Source organism: Stenotrophomonas sp. GbtcB23 (assembly GCF_019091045.1).
Taxonomy (GTDB): Bacteria; Pseudomonadota; Gammaproteobacteria; order Xanthomonadales; family Xanthomonadaceae; genus Stenotrophomonas; species Stenotrophomonas rhizophila_A.
In genome coordinates this window covers 1-310 of the sequence record NZ_JAGXKC010000308.1, presented here as the reverse complement: position 1 = coordinate 310, position 310 = coordinate 1, and the positions used below count along the sequence as shown (strand labels likewise).

Annotated in this window: 1 pseudogene; it reads right to left on the bottom strand. The window is 68.4% G+C overall.

The features are described from left to right. Positions 1-310, bottom strand: a pseudogene (locus KVS69_RS19225) (hypothetical protein); the annotation flags it as partial.

The following is a 310-nucleotide window of genomic DNA, read 5'->3' as shown; positions in this document are numbered from 1 at the left end:
TGGCCCAGGGCGGCTGCGGCCCGAGGCCCCCTTCGGGCTCGCCGCTCTTCGGCTCGTCCTTCTTGGAGCCGCCGGTGGACGGAACCGCCGAACCGCGAGCCGGCGGCGCGTCGACGCCGAGATCGCGCGACGGCTTGTGGCCCTTGATCAGCGCCTTGATCTCCTCGCCCGACAGAGTTTCGTATTCCAGCAGGCCTTCGGCGAGCGTGACGAACTCGTCGTGTTTTTCGGTGAGGATGCGGCGGGCCTCGGTATAGGCCTCGTCGCTGAGTCGGCGCACTTCGACATCGATCTTCTGGGCCGTCGCCTC